The 13,503-nt window shown below is 57.1% G+C and carries 16 protein-coding genes; 9 read left to right on the top strand and 7 right to left on the bottom strand.

Annotated elements, in window-relative coordinates; all coding sequences use genetic code 11:
- Position 1 precedes the first annotated feature (1 nt).
- A complete protein-coding gene (gene rsmI / locus E3U32_RS01810; RefSeq protein ID WP_029739643.1) occupies positions 2–865 on the bottom strand; it encodes a 16S rRNA (cytidine(1402)-2'-O)-methyltransferase in 864 nt (287 codons plus the stop codon).
- Positions 866–927: 62 nt separating this feature from the next.
- Here rsmI and E3U32_RS01800 point away from each other — a divergent pair, with 62 nt between their 5' ends.
- The 4 genes from E3U32_RS01800 to dolP are packed head-to-tail and all read left to right on the top strand — an operon-like array spanning position 928 to position 4,643.
- Positions 928–3,093: a penicillin-binding protein activator gene (locus E3U32_RS01800; RefSeq protein ID WP_134347433.1), complete on the top strand. Its 2,166-nt coding sequence runs from the start codon at positions 928–930 to the stop codon at positions 3,091–3,093.
- A complete protein-coding gene (locus E3U32_RS01795; RefSeq protein ID WP_023333573.1) occupies positions 3,051–3,446 on the top strand; it encodes a YraN family protein in 396 nt (131 codons plus the stop codon). The genes E3U32_RS01800 and E3U32_RS01795 overlap by 43 nt, the downstream gene beginning before the upstream one ends.
- Positions 3,447–3,467: 21 nt before the next feature.
- On the top strand, positions 3,468–4,058 hold the full coding sequence (gene diaA, locus E3U32_RS01790) for a DnaA initiator-associating protein DiaA (RefSeq protein WP_003861754.1): 591 nt from the start codon (positions 3,468–3,470) through the stop codon (positions 4,056–4,058).
- Positions 4,059–4,067: 9 nt separating this feature from the next.
- Positions 4,068–4,643 (top strand): division/outer membrane stress-associated lipid-binding lipoprotein, encoded by a 576-nt coding sequence (gene dolP, locus E3U32_RS01785; protein WP_008501489.1) that lies wholly within the window; start codon positions 4,068–4,070, stop codon positions 4,641–4,643.
- 50 nt (positions 4,644–4,693) lie between these two features.
- Here dolP and E3U32_RS01780 read toward each other — a convergent pair whose 3' ends face one another.
- Entirely contained in the window at positions 4,694–5,731 is a 1,038-nt protein-coding gene (locus tag E3U32_RS01780; RefSeq protein ID WP_134347432.1) for a permease, read from the bottom strand.
- Between the two features lie 40 nt (positions 5,732–5,771).
- Entirely contained in the window at positions 5,772–6,416 is a 645-nt protein-coding gene (locus tag E3U32_RS01775; protein ID WP_134347431.1) for an NAD(P)H-binding protein, read from the bottom strand.
- Between the two features lie 253 nt (positions 6,417–6,669).
- Here E3U32_RS01775 and E3U32_RS01770 point away from each other — a divergent pair, with 253 nt between their 5' ends.
- Complete coding sequence (locus E3U32_RS01770; RefSeq protein WP_008501486.1) at positions 6,670–7,188, top strand: type 1 glutamine amidotransferase domain-containing protein; 519 nt, start codon at positions 6,670–6,672, stop codon at positions 7,186–7,188.
- Here E3U32_RS01770 and E3U32_RS01765 read toward each other — a convergent pair.
- On the bottom strand, positions 7,168–7,602 hold the full coding sequence (locus E3U32_RS01765; RefSeq protein ID WP_134347465.1) for a YhbP family protein: 435 nt from the start codon (positions 7,600–7,602) through the stop codon (positions 7,168–7,170). The two genes, E3U32_RS01770 and E3U32_RS01765, sit on opposite strands and share 21 nt — an antisense overlap.
- A gap of 14 nt (positions 7,603–7,616) precedes the next feature.
- Here E3U32_RS01765 and E3U32_RS01760 point away from each other — a divergent pair, with 14 nt between their 5' ends.
- Entirely contained in the window at positions 7,617–7,946 is a 330-nt protein-coding gene (locus E3U32_RS01760; RefSeq protein ID WP_023309323.1) for a GIY-YIG nuclease family protein, read from the top strand.
- Here the strand turns inward: E3U32_RS01760 and E3U32_RS01755 are convergent.
- Together E3U32_RS01755 and ubiT are read right to left on the bottom strand one after the other, a co-directional pair.
- Positions 7,933–8,436 carry a GNAT family N-acetyltransferase gene (locus E3U32_RS01755; protein ID WP_134347430.1) on the bottom strand — a complete coding sequence of 168 codons (504 nt, stop codon included), beginning with the start codon at positions 8,434–8,436 and terminating at the stop codon, positions 7,933–7,935. The two genes, E3U32_RS01760 and E3U32_RS01755, sit on opposite strands and share 14 nt — an antisense overlap.
- Positions 8,430–8,954, bottom strand: coding sequence for a ubiquinone anaerobic biosynthesis accessory factor UbiT (gene ubiT, locus E3U32_RS01750; protein ID WP_029739636.1), 525 nt, complete (start codon positions 8,952–8,954; stop codon positions 8,430–8,432). The genes E3U32_RS01755 and ubiT overlap by 7 nt, the downstream gene beginning before the upstream one ends.
- A gap of 211 nt (positions 8,955–9,165) precedes the next feature.
- On the opposite strand from ubiT, the gene ubiU reads away from it, so the two are divergent.
- From ubiU to E3U32_RS01735, 3 genes are all read left to right on the top strand, one after another.
- Complete coding sequence (gene ubiU, locus E3U32_RS01745) at positions 9,166–10,161, top strand: ubiquinone anaerobic biosynthesis protein UbiU (protein WP_134347429.1); 996 nt, start codon at positions 9,166–9,168, stop codon at positions 10,159–10,161.
- A 7-nt stretch (positions 10,162–10,168) separates the two neighbouring features.
- Complete coding sequence (locus tag E3U32_RS01740) at positions 10,169–11,047, top strand: U32 family peptidase (RefSeq protein WP_134347428.1); 879 nt, start codon at positions 10,169–10,171, stop codon at positions 11,045–11,047.
- Positions 11,048–11,125: 78 nt separating this feature from the next.
- Positions 11,126–12,133, top strand: a complete 1,008-nt coding sequence (locus tag E3U32_RS01735; RefSeq protein ID WP_134347427.1) for a luciferase-like monooxygenase — start codon at positions 11,126–11,128, stop codon at positions 12,131–12,133.
- A gap of 85 nt (positions 12,134–12,218) precedes the next feature.
- Here E3U32_RS01735 and mtr read toward each other — a convergent pair whose 3' ends face one another.
- Positions 12,219–13,463, bottom strand: coding sequence for a tryptophan permease (mtr, locus tag E3U32_RS01730; protein ID WP_134347426.1), 1,245 nt, complete (start codon positions 13,461–13,463; stop codon positions 12,219–12,221).
- Between the last annotated feature and the right edge of the window lie 40 nt (positions 13,464–13,503).

Raw genomic sequence — 13,503 nt, 5'->3', positions numbered from 1 at the left:
ATTATTCTCCCTGCTGCTCCAGCGCATATTTATACAACGCATTTTTCTTCACGCCGTGAATTTCCGCCGCCAGTGCAGCCGCTTTCTTCAGCGGCAGCTCTGCCTGCAGCAGCGCCAGCGTACGCAGCGCATCGGCAGGGAGCGCGTCTTCTTGCGCTTTATGCCCTTCGACGATCAGCACCATTTCGCCCTTGCGGCGATTTTCGTCTTCCTTCACCCACGCCAGCAGTTCGCCCACCGGCGCGCCGTGAATGGTCTCCCAGGTTTTAGTCAGCTCGCGCGCCAGCACCACGTAGCGGGCTTCTCCCCAGACGGTGACCATGTCTTCCAGGCTCTCCAGCAGGCGATGCGTGGATTCGTAGAAAATCAGGGTGCGCGGTTCCGCTTCCAGATCCTTCAACACGTCACGGCGGCCTTTGGATTTGGCCGGGAGGAAGCCTTCATAGCAGAAACGGTCGGACGGCAGACCCGCGGCGCTCAGCGCAGCAATGGCAGCGCACGGTCCAGGAAGCGGCACAACGCGAATACCGGCTTCGCGACAGGTACGCACCAGATGGTAGCCAGGATCGTTAATCAGCGGCGTACCGGCGTCGGAGACCAGCGCAATGTTCTGCCCTTCCTTCAGCTTCGCCACCAGCGTTTCGGCTTTTTGTTGCTCATTGTGATCGTGCAGAGCAAACAAACGGGCGTTAATCGCAAAATGTTGAAGCAGTAACCCGGTGTGCCGGGTATCTTCAGCGGCAATTAAATCAACAGCTTGCAATACGGTGAGCGCACGTTGGGTAATATCAGATAAATTCCCGATAGGAGTAGGTACAATATAAAGCTGGCCTTGAGAATTATCTGCCGTTTCGTGTTGTTTCATTGTTTCGTCCGTATTGCCGATTTAATATTGAGCATTGCGTAAAAAAAATCACTGGATACAGTATGGTACCGTTAACGTTTCTTCGAAAAAAAGCCACGCGCAGCGTGCCGCTTCTGCTGGCAGCCCTGATCTTTGCAGGCTGTGGCACCCAGGCACCTGACCAGAGCACAGCCCATCTTCAGGGTTCCGCTCAGGCTGACTCTGGCTTTTATCTGCAACAAATGTCGCAGAGTTCAAATGATACCAAGACCAACTGGCAATTACTCGCCATTCGTGCACTGCTGAAAGAGGGTAAAACCCAGAAGGCTGCCGAGCTGTTTAACCAGTTGCCGAAAGATCTTAACGACACCCAGCGTCGTGAGCAGAGCCTGCTCTCTGCCGAACTGAAAGTCGCTCTGAAAGATTACGCCGCCGCGAAGAAGATCCTCGGTGACATCGACGTGAGCGCACTGGATAAAAATCAGCAGGCACGCTTCTGGCAGGCGGGCATTACCGCTGAGCAGGGGCGTCCTTCGCTGACGCTGCTCCGTGCGCTTGTTGCACAAGAGCCACTGCTCGGTGGTGCGGATAAGCAGAAAAATATTGATGCCACCTGGCAAGTGCTTGCCTCTATGACCCAGGAACAGGCGCAGGCGCTGGTCATCAACGCGGATGAAAACGTCCTTCAGGGCTGGCTGGATCTGCAGCAGATGTGGTTCAACAACCGCAGCGATCCAAAAATGTTGAAAGCCGGTATTACAGACTGGCAGACGCGATACCCGCAAAACCCGGGCGCAAAAATGTTGCCAACCCAGCTGGTAAACGTGCAGAACTTTAAGCCCGCATCGACCAGCAAAATCGCCCTGCTTCTGCCGCTAAACGGCCAGGCGGCAGTGTTTGGACGTACCATACAGCAGGGTTTTGAAGCGGCGAAAAACGGCACCACGTCGGTAACGGGCAGCGCGGTTCCCGCACAGGCGGCCCAGGCGGCCAATGTGAATGACGTTGTCAGTCCTTCCGCCGCGGAGACCAGCGACCTGACCACAGCGCAAACCCCGGCGCAGGGCACGATGCAAAACCCGGTGACGGCCCCGACAACGCCTGCGGCTACTCCAGCACCCGCGACGCAGGCTCCGGCTGAGACACAGACAGCGCCTGCACCTGACGCCGCAGCAGCACAGCCCCAACAGACTCAACAGACTCAACAGCAGCCTGCCCAACCCGCAGCTCAACCTGCCGCGCAGCCGCAGGCCATAGCAGCCACCAGCGCCAACCCGGGCGCTGAGTTGAAAATCTACGACACCAGCTCGCAGCCGCTTGACCAGGTGCTGGCGCAGGTTCAACAGGACGGTGCAAGCATCGTTGTCGGCCCGCTGCTGAAAAATAACGTGGAAGAGCTGATGAAGAGCAATACCACGCTGAACGTGCTGGCGCTCAACCAGCCTGAGCAGGTTCAGAACCGGGCGAATATTTGCTACTTCGCGCTTTCTCCTGAAGATGAAGCCCGCGATGCGGCCCGTCATATTCACGAACAAGGTAAGCAGGCTCCGCTGCTGCTCATCCCACGCAGCACGCTGGGCGATCGCGTGGCCAATGCCTTTGCCGATGAGTGGCAGAAGCTGGGCGGCGGCGTGGTGCTGCAGCAAAAATTCGGTTCCGTCTCTGAACTGCGCGCGGGCGTGAACGGCGGAGCGGGTATCGCGCTTAACGGTAGCCCGGTGACCGCGAGCCTGCCGCAGCAGCAGGGCGTGACGATTGGCGGCCTGACGATCCCTGCCCCACCTACCGACGCGCAGATTAGCGGTGGCGGTAAAGTGGATGCGGCCTATATCGTTGCCACACCGCAGGAGATCGCCTTTATCAAACCGATGATTGCGATGCGTAACGGCAGCCAGAGCGGCGCAACGCTCTACGCCAGCTCACGCAGCGCGCAGGGCACCGCAGGCCCTGATTTCCGGCTGGAAATGGACGGCCTGCAGTACAGTGAAATCCCTATGCTGGCAGGCAGCAACCCGGCGCTGATGCAGCAAGCGCTCAGCACGGTGCGTAACGATTACTCTCTGGCGCGTCTGTATGCGATGGGTGTCGATGCGTGGGCGCTGGCGAACCACTTTACCCAGATGCGTCAGGTGCCGGGCTTTGAGCTTAACGGCAACACCGGCGATCTGACCGCGACTCAGGACTGTGTGATCAACAGGAAGTTATCATGGCTCAAATACCAGCAGGGGCAAATCGTCCCGGCCAGTTAAGCCGTAAAGAGACCGGCGATGCGTGGGAGTTAAAAGCGCGTCGCTGGCTTGAAGGCAATGGACTGCGCTTTATCGCCGCTAACGTCCGCGGGCGCGGCGGCGAAATTGACCTGATCATGAAAGACGGTCAGGTCATTGTGTTTGTAGAAGTCCGCTTTCGACAGTCCTCCCGTTTTGGCGGTGCTGCCGCCAGCGTGACGCTCGCCAAACAACATAAATTATTACAGACTGCCCACTTGTGGCTTGCCCGCCATAATGGGAGCTTTGATACTGTGGATTGCCGGTTCGATGTGATAGCCTTCACCGGAAATGAGATCGAATGGCTTAAAAACGCTTTTGGCGAAGATGCATAATTAAGATTTAAAAGGGATAACGTGCTCGAAAGAATTAAAGTGTGCTTCACAGAAAGCATCCAGACTCAGATTGCCGCGGCGGAAGCCCTTCCGGATGCTATCTCGCGTGCCGCAATGACGCTGGTGCAATCCCTGCTTAATGGCAACAAAATCCTCTGTTGTGGCAACGGCACGTCAGCCGCCAACGCACAGCATTTTGCTGCCAGCATGATCAATCGCTTTGAAACAGAACGCCCGAGTTTACCTGCCATTGCACTTAATACCGATAATGTGGTCTTAACAGCGATTGCTAACGATCGTCTGCATGACGAAATTTACGCGAAGCAGGTGCGAGCCCTGGGTCATGCTGGAGATGTGCTGCTGGCAATCTCCACGCGCGGCAACAGCCGGGATATTGTCAAAGCCGTTGAAGCCGCCGTCACCCGTGACATGACTATCGTGGCCTTAACCGGCTATGACGGTGGTGAGCTGGCGGGTCTGCTTGGGCCGCAGGATGTGGAAATCCGCATTCCGTCTCACCGGAGCGCACGTATTCAGGAGATGCATATGCTGACAGTAAACTGCCTATGCGATCTGATCGATAACACGCTTTTCCCTCACCAGGATGATTAAGGAGTTCTTATGAAGGCTTTATCGACCCTCGCAGTCCTTATGTCTGCATTACTGCTTCAGGGATGTATCGCTGCGGCCGTTGTGGGTACCGCCGCGGTAGGCACCAAAGCGGCAACCGATCCACGCACAGTGGGTACACAGGTAGATGACGGTACGCTGGAGCTGCGCGTTAACAGTGCGCTGTCGAAAGACGAACAAATCAAGAAAGAAGCGCGTATCAACGTGACGGCTTATCAGGGCAAAGTGCTGCTGGCAGGCCAGGCGCCGAATATGGAACTTGCCTCTCGTGCGAAGCAAATTGCGATGGGTGTTGAAGGTACCACAGAGGTGTTTAACGAAGTGCGCCAGGGCAAGCCAATTGGTTTAGGTGATGCCTCTTCCGATACCTGGATCACCACCAAAGTGCGTTCCCAGCTGCTGGGCTCGGACCAGGTCAAATCTTCCAACGTGAAAGTGACGACTGAAAACGGCGAAGTGTTCCTGCTGGGTCTGGTAACCGAACGTGAAGGAAAAGCGGCGGCCGATATCGCCAGCCGGGTGAGCGGCGTGAAGCACGTCACCACCGCGTTTACTTACATCAAGTAAGCCACACCTGACTGTAGGCCCGGTAAGCGCTAGCGCTACCGGGCTTTTTTTTACAGCAAAGCAATACTCCCCACAATCACCCCACTCAACGCCACCAGCCCTGCGGTGAGCCACAGCGCTTTCGCCGGGAATGACTTACGCAGCATGATGAGCGACGGCAGGCTGATTGCCGGCAGGGTGATAAGAAGCGCCAGCGCTGGCGCGGTGCCCATCCCGGCAAGCATCATGGTCTGAACAATGGGAATTTCAGCGGCCGTCGGGATAACGAACAGGCAGCCTGCAACGGCCATCGCAATGACCCACATTAGCGTGTTATCGATAGCACCATCCGCATGCGGGAACAGCCAGACGCGCGCCGCCCCCAGCACCAGTACCGCCAGGATATAAACCGGGATGGTGCTCCAGAAAAGCTGCCATAGCGCCCTGCCCCAGCGTGCGAAGAAACCGCCCTGCGGCTCGCTGACGTCCAGCTCAACTGAGGCGGGTTCTGCGTCAGTATCCTTCACCCATTTTTGCACCAGCGTCGCGACGACCAGCACGGTCAGCAGCCCGGCCACCAGGCGGATGAACGCGAAATGCCAGCCCAGCACAAAGCCCATAAACACCAGCGTCGCCGGGTTGAGCAGCGGGTTGCCCATCCAGAACGCCAGCGCGCCGCCCATCGACACGCGCTGGCGACGCATCCCTGCCGCCACAGGCGCGGCACAGCAGGAGCACATCATGCCCGGCAGGGAGAAAATCGTTCCCAGCAGCGTGCCCTGAAAGCGCGGCTGCCCGAGGGTTTTCACCAGCCAGTTACGGGGGATAAGCACCTGAATCAGTGAGCCCAGAATGACGCCTAAAACGGCGGCTTTCCAGACGGCAAGGAAGTAGACCATGGCATAGTCCCACGCCGCCTGCAGCGGGCTGGCATCAGCCTGCGCGAGAATAGATTTACCGATGCTGTGCGTTTCGGCAGCCGTAAAGGCTTTACCGTAGTACGGCTGCCATTTCACGTACCAGAGGCCAATAATGACCACGAGAAAGAAGAGTGCGGGCTTCCACCATTGAACAGGTGTTGCCGCCTGAGATGAAGACTGACCAGTCATAGCATTCCCCGGAGAGTATTAGGTAATTAGCCGGGGGAGTTTACGCCTCGCCCTGCGCGATTTCACGCAGTTTTGCCGAAGGGATAATGTTCACCCCTTCCTTCGATGGTGAAAGCGCCTCTTTCAACATGGCACGCGCCACGTCCCGCGCCTCAACGGATTTCCAGTTTCCGGGAAGGATGCGGAACAGCGGTGCGAAGATTGACTCATTGAAACGTCGTTCGTCCCGGTGTCCCAGCAGCATGGAAGGGCGAACAATCGTCAGGTGCTCCCACTTCTGGGCAATCAGCGCCTCTTCCATTTTGCCCTTCACTTTGTTGTAGAAAAAGGGCGATCCGACACTGGCGCCCAGCGAGCTGACCACGAGGAAATGTTTGGCCCCCAGCCTTTTGGCCGTGAGTGCCGTGTCCACCACCAGCGTGTAGTCCGCATGCACAAATGCCTCTTTACTGCCCGCCTCGCGCCGGGTCGTACCAAGACAACAAAAGGCGATATCAATCGGATCCTGCACCTGTGCCAGCGCGTCAGTCAGCTGCGGGTCGTGCGGGTTAAAGACGCCGGAAACGTCCGCGAGTGGCCGTCGCGTCGGGGCAGCGATATAGTTCACGCGACGATCCTGAATCAGCAGCCGCAGCAAATGCCCACCCACCAGTCCGGTTGCGCCTGTTATCAGTACCTGACTCATCTTATCTCCTTTACAGAATTGTCCGTTTGCGAACTCAGCGTGGTCGACCACACTTATACCCTAAATAATTCGAGTTGCAGGAAGGCGGCAAGGGAGTGAATCCCCAGGAGCTTACATAAGTAAGTGACTGGGGTGAACGAGTGCAGCCAACGCACATGCAACTTGAAGTATGACGGGTATAGAAGTCTGTTACAGGTAAGTATTTACCACAAGCGGAGAAAAATCTGTCTGAAGCCAAAACAACGGAGGAAGCATGGGCAAGAAAATCGCAGTCTTGATTACCGACGAGTTTGAAGATTCAGAATTTACCTCTCCCGCAGAGGCGTTCCGCAAGGCGGGACATGAGGTCATCACCATTGAGAAAGAAGCAGGCAAAACGGTGAAGGGCCATAAGGGCGAGGCCAGCGTGACCATCGACGAGACTATCGATAACGTTAGTCCCTCAGATTTTGACGCCCTGCTGTTACCCGGCGGCCATTCCCCGGATTCCCTACGCGGGGACGAGCGTTTTGTGACCTTTACACGGGACTTTGTCTCGACCGGCAAACCGGTCTTTGCCATCTGTCACGGCCCGCAGCTGCTTATCAGCGCTGAGGTTGTACGCGGGCGTAAGCTTACGGCCGTGAAACCGATCGTTATCGATCTGAAAAACGCGGGGGCCGAGTTTTACGATCAGGAAGTGGTCAACGACAAAGATCAGCTGATTACCAGCCGAACCCCGGACGATCTCCCGGCGTTTAACCGCGAAGCGCTACGCCTGCTCGGCGCGTAACCAGTGCAGCTTCTTGCCAAAGCCCAGGGTGTTGTCGGTAAATTTCAGCTCATCGAGGCGGATTTCCCACACCGGGGCTTTTAGCGCAGCGGCAACGGGAAAGCGGCGCGAGTAGAGCTTACGACGCGCGTCGCTCTCTTCTCCGTCCAGACGCCGAATTTCACCTTTGAACTGCACACCACGGATCAGCGCGACCGTTTTAGGCTGGCCGTTCACCGTACCCGCCACCTTTGCCTGCTGGCCAGTCATCTGCGCATGACGCGTTTTGTCTTCGCTCATGACGTAAAAAGCAACGCGCTCTGGATCGTAGTAGTAAAACGCGTTTGCACACCACATCTCCCCCTCGCTGTACACGCACCAGGTGACAACATGCTGCTTCGCCAGCCAGCGGTTAATGGCGGCCAGTGTTTCCATTTTCATTCTCTCTCATGCTATGGTGCGTTCACCTTAACATACTGAATCCGTTTACCGTGTGCTGGTTTCTCTATCTTGTCCGAACCGCTGATAACGCTCTCTACACCGGGATCACTACCGATGTGGCGCGGCGTTTTTTACAACATCAAACGGGGAAAGGGGCGAAGGCGCTGCGGGGAAAAGGGGAATTGCAGCTGGCATTTTCAGCCGCCGTGGGCGACAGATCGCTGGCGCTCAGGCTGGAATACCGGATTAAACAGCTGACGAAGCGCCAGAAAGAGCGCCTCGTGACCGGAGATGGCTCATTTGAGGCGCTACGCGAGAGCCTGATTAAAAGCGATTGAAATGGTCGTGGTACTCTACCAGGCCATTCACGCCGTTGAACGCATCGTCCGCCAGACGATGTACCTGGAAGGCGGATTCCGTACCCGGCCAGCGGCAACGGAGATCGTAATGTGCGGCCTGCTCAAAGCCTAAACGGCCATAGAACGCCGGATCGCCCAGCGTAACAACGGCCGCATAACCGAACTCATTGAGCGAATCCAGCCCTTCATAGACCAGCTGGCGCGCCAGACCCTGCCCGCGATAGCTTTCATCCACCGCCAGCGGCGCCATTCCTACCCACTGGAGCTCTTCGCCCTGAACGGTTACCGGACTGAAGGCAACATAGCCCACCACCTGACCTTCGTCATCGGTGGCAACCAGCCCCAGCGTAATCAGGCCGTCTTCGCGAAGATCGTGGACCAGTTGGGCTTCGGCATCGCTCGCAAAAGAGCGGCGCAGCAACGCATCGATCCCCGGCGCATCAATCCCAATTTCGACTCGAATCAGCATGGCTCACCTACTGAAGTGTGTTTACCGTCCGGCGGGGTTTTCAGCCCGGCCTCAACGAAATCTGCCATTTGCATTAACATCACGCGCAGCGCTTTCGGCATCTGCTCCAGCTCAATGGCATCCATTAAATTCTTAACGTACAGGCCAAGCTCCGTATCGCCTTCAATCACCAGACGGCGCTGGAAGAAGAGCGTATCCGGATCTTGCTTGCGCGCGGCGATCATCAGCAGATCGCTGGCGTTGGCGCTAAAGCTCACGTCCGCGTCGGCGGATTCGCGTACGATCAGCTGGTCATTCTCAACAGAGGTAAACCAGCGCAGACCGATGTCGCGCACCTCAATGCTTAACCAGCGGCCTTCCAGGAATTCCAGCTCGCCATCCTGCAGCGCCTGACGGAACTGCCAGCTCAGGACCTGCTCCAGCACCTGGCGTTTAAGCGCGAACGGCGCCAGTTTTACCGGCACGCTCAGCATTGATGGACCAAATTGTACGAGACGTGAACGCAGTTTATCCAGCACGAGCTTTACTCCCTGATATCTATAGTCCCGCTATTTTGCCATATCCGAAGGACAACATAGCGGCGTAAATCAACAAACCATCGTCCGGCGCACCTCATTATTGGTGTCATCAATACGCCATTAGCTGCCTTAAATCAAAAATTGTCGCGTATGGGTTAATTAAAATCCCAGCTCGTTAACAATTTTGCGTTCGACTACATCAGGATAAATTATGGAGCTGCTCTGCCCTGCCGGAAACCTTCCGGCGCTTAAGGCGGCCATCGAAAATGGGGCCGATGCGGTCTATATCGGGCTGAAAGATGATACCAATGCCCGCCATTTTGCTGGCCTCAACTTTACGGAGAAAAAGCTTCAGGAAGCCGTTAACTTCGTTCACCAGCACCGCCGCAAACTGCATATCGCCATTAATACCTTTGCCCATCCTGACGGCTACGCCCGCTGGCAGCGCGCGGTGGATATGGCAGCACAGCTGGGAGCCGATGCGCTGATCCTGGCCGACCTCGCCATGCTTGAGTATGCGGCAGAACGCTATCCCCATATTGAGCGCCACGTCTCTGTTCAGGCATCTGCCACCAACGAAGAGGCCGTACGTTTTTACCATCAACACTTTGATGTGGCCCGCGTGGTGCTGCCGCGCGTGCTCTCTATTCATCAGGTTAAGCAACTCGCGCGCGTCACGCCAGTACCGCTGGAAGTTTTTGCCTTCGGCAGCCTGTGCATTATGGCCGAAGGCCGTTGCTATCTTTCCTCTTATTTAACAGGGGAATCGCCTAATACCGTCGGGGCCTGCTCCCCTGCCCGCTTTGTCCGCTGGCAGCAAACGCCGCAGGGGCTGGAATCTCGCCTGAATGAGGTGTTGATCGATCGCTATCAGGATGGTGAAAACGCCGGTTATCCAACCCTGTGTAAAGGTCGCTATCTGGTCGACGGCGAGCGCTACCACGCGCTGGAAGAGCCCACCAGCCTTAACACGCTGGAGCTGCTGCCGGAACTGCTGGCGGCCAATATTGCCTCGGTGAAAATCGAAGGTCGTCAGCGCAGCCCGGCCTATGTGAGCCAGGTGGCGAAAGTGTGGCGTCAGGCCATCGACCGCTGCATGGCGGACCCGCAGAATTACGCCGCGCAACCGGCGTGGATGGAGACGCTCGGATCGATGTCCGAAGGCACGCAAACCACGCTGGGCGCGTATCACCGTAAATGGCAGTGAGATCATCATGAAATATTCATTAGGACCCGTTCTCTACTACTGGCCAAAAGAGACGCTGGAAGATTTTTACCAACAGGCCGCCAGCAGCAGCGCCGATGTGATTTACCTGGGCGAAGCGGTGTGCAGCAAACGTCGGGCGACCAAAGTGGGCGACTGGCTGGATATGGCGAAAACCCTCGCCGGAAGTGGCAAACAGGTGGTGCTTTCGACGCTTGCGCTGGTGCAGGCGTCTTCCGAACTGGGCGAGCTGAAGCGCTATGTCGAAAACGGCGAATTCCTGCTGGAAGCGAGCGACCTCGGCGTGGTGAACATGTGCGCCGAGCGCAAGCTGCCGTTTGTCGCGGGCCATGCCCTGAACTGCTATAACGCCGTGACCCTGCGCCTGCTGCTTAAGCAGGGGATGACGCGCTGGTGCATGCCGGTTGAACTCTCCCGCGACTGGCTGGCAAACCTGCTCACCCAGTGTGAAGAGCTGGGCATTCGCAATAAGTTTGAAGTGGAAGTGCTGAGCTACGGTCATCTGCCGCTGGCTTACTCTGCGCGCTGCTTTACCGCACGCTCGGAAGACCGGCCGAAAGACGAGTGCGAAACCTGCTGCATTAAGTACCCGAACGGACGCAGCATGCTATCGCAGGAGAATCAGCAGGTGTTTGTTCTGAACGGCATTCAGACCATGAGTGGCTATGTCTATAACCTGGGCAATGAGCTGGCATCAATGAACGGGCTGGTGGACATGGTTCGGCTGTCGCCGCTCGATACTCGCGTATTCGCGATGCTGGACGCCTTCCGCGCGAATGAAAACGGTGCCTCTCCGCTGCCGCTGCAGGCTAACAGCGACTGCAACGGTTACTGGAGACGTCTCGCCGGGCTGGAACTGCAGTCCTAAAAAAGGCTCACTTTGTTAACAACGGTTATGATTTTTTAATGCAGTATTAAAGAATGACCGTCGACAAAGTGAGCTGTTATGACTGACAAAACCATTCCGTTTTCGGTGCTGGATCTGGCGCCGATCCCACAAGGCTCCTCGGCAAGAGAGGCCTTTTCACACTCTCTCGATCTCGCTCAGTTAGCAGAAAAACGTGGCTATCACCGCTACTGGCTGGCCGAGCACCACAACATGGTCGGCATCGCCAGTGCGGCAACCTCGGTTCTGATCGGCTATCTGGCGGCCAATACCACTACCCTGCACCTGGGCTCCGGCGGCGTGATGCTGCCGAACCACGCCCCGCTGGTGATTGCCGAGCAGTTTGGCACGCTGAATACGCTCTATCCGGGCCGTATAGATTTAGGGCTTGGCCGGGCGCCGGGCAGTGACCAGCCGACCATGCGCGCCCTGCGTCGCCATATGAGCGGCGATATCGACAATTTCCCACGCGACGTGGCTGAACTGGTGGACTGGTTCGACGCGCGTGACCCGAACCCGCACGTGCGCCCGGTGCCAGGCTATGGTGAGAAGATCCCGGTGTGGCTGTTAGGTTCAAGTCTTTATAGCGCGCAGCTTGCCGCACAGCTGGGGCTGCCGTTTGCGTTTGCCTCGCACTTCGCACCGGATATGCTGCATCAGGCGCTGCATCTCTACCGCACGAACTTCAAACCGTCCGAGCGTCTGGAGAAACCGTACGCGATGGTGTGTATCAATATCATTGCCGCCGACAGCAATCGCGACGCGGAATTCCTGTTTACCTCCATGCAGCAGGCGTTTGTGAAGCTGCGTCGCGGTGAGACGGGCCAGCTTCCGCCGCCAGTGGAAAATATGCATCAGCTGTGGTCAGCCTCCGAGCAGTATGGCGTTCAACAGGCGCTGAGCATGTCGCTGGTGGGTGATAAAGCGAAGGTGCGTCACGGGCTTGAAGCGGTGCTGCGTGAGACGCAGGCCGATGAGATTATGGTTAACGGCCAGATTTTCGATCACCAGGCGCGTTTGCATTCGTTTGAGCTGGCGATGCAGGTGAAAGAGGAGTTGGTGGGGTAGCCTTTTTGCCGGATGGCGGCTTCGCCTTATCCGGCCTACGCGATCCATGTAGGCCCGGTAAGCGTAGCGCCACCGGGCTTTCTGTTTACTGATACACAGGCAACAGGTTGAAGCTCGACAGCACGTGGACCAGCGCGTTGCCAACACCAAACACCAGAATCAGCGCAATCATCGGCTTGCCGCCCCAGACGCGGAATTTAGGGCTGCCGAAGCGGTTACGTGATTTACGTGCCAGCAGCGCGGGCACAATTGCCGCCCAGATAGTTGCCGCCAGCCCTGCATAGCCGATGGCGTACAGGAAACCGTTCGGCCACAGCAGGCCACCCACGATAGGTGGCAGGAAGGTCAGCAGCGCAGTTTTGAAGCGCCCCATCGCAGAATCATCAAAGCCAAACAGGTCCGCCAGGTAGTCAAACAAGCCCAGCGTCACGCCGAGGAACGAGCTCGCCACCGCAAAGTTGGAGAATACCACCAGCAGCAGATCCAGACTGCGGCTATTCAACACGCCGCTCAACGCCTGCACCAGCACATCAATGTTACCGCCCTTCTGCGCAATGCCGATGAATTCCGGGCGCGGGATGTTACCCATCGTCCCAAGCAGCCAGATGACGTACAGCCCCAGCGCCAGCAGCGTACCGTAGACCAGACACTTCACGATGGTACGCGGATCCTTGCCGTAGTATTTCATCAGGCTTGGTACGTTACCGTGGTAGCCGAACGACGCCAGGCAGAACGGCAGCGTCATCAGCAGATACGGCGTGTAGGAAGTATTCACTTCGGCGACGTTAAACAGCGTTGCCGGCGTCACGTGCCCCAGCAGGCTGCCGAACGTCAGGAAGAAGGTGATAACCTTTGCGCCCAATACGATGGCCGTCATCCGGCTCACCGCTTTGGTACTCATCCAGACGATAAACGCCACGCCCAGTGCAAAGCACAATCCCGCCAGACGCGCCGGAACGTTCAGCGACATTTCCGAGAAGGTGTGATGCAGAATCGAGCCGCTCGCCGAAATATACGCATAGGTCAGGATATAGAGTACAAACGCGATGGAAAGCCCGTTCACCAGGTTCCAGCCTTTGCCTAGCAGATCTTTGGTGATGGTGTCGAAGCTGGAGCCAATGCGGTAGTTCAGGTTGGCTTCGAGGATCATCAGCCCGGAATGGAGCATGCAGAACCAGGTAAAGACCAGCGCGGCCAGCGACCAGAAGAACCACGCACCGGACATGACCACGGGCAGGGAGAACATCCCGGCACCAATAATGGTTCCGCCGATGATCACCACGCCGCCAAGCAGCGAAGGTGACGTTTGGGTGGTGGTTAGTGTCGCCATACAGCCTATTCTCCAGTCAATAATGCGGTTCTGCATTTTA

Source organism: Lelliottia nimipressuralis (assembly GCF_004402045.1).
GTDB lineage: Bacteria > Pseudomonadota > Gammaproteobacteria > Enterobacterales > Enterobacteriaceae > Enterobacter > Enterobacter chinensis.
Note: the sequence above shows the minus strand (reverse complement) of the source record. Positions and strands in the feature narration are given on the sequence as shown.